This window comes from Carboxydocella sp. JDF658, from assembly GCF_002049395.1.
Taxonomy (GTDB): domain Bacteria; phylum Bacillota.
Window position 1 is genome coordinate 1 of record NZ_BDLR01000114.1, and the last position, 201, is coordinate 201.

The following is a 201-nucleotide window of genomic DNA, read 5'->3' on the forward strand; positions in this document are numbered from 1 at the left end:
TCTATTACTTCGGCAAATAGCCCTAATGACCTGCCTCTGCTTTTAAGTTTAGTACAGGGTTCTCGTCATGATAGCGTTACTTTCGTTTTCGCCTGGGCAGGATTACTGGACTTATATCCTGAATTTAAGTTTACAAAAGCCATTTTAGATTCTGCTCATGACGTCTACGATATTTACCGGTTACTTGCTGCCAATAATACT

1 pseudogene is annotated in these 201 nt (G+C 39.8%); it reads left to right on the forward strand.

Annotation, left to right across the window (positions count from 1 at the left end):
- Nucleotides 1–201, forward strand: a pseudogene (locus JDF658_RS14680) (hypothetical protein); the annotation flags it as partial.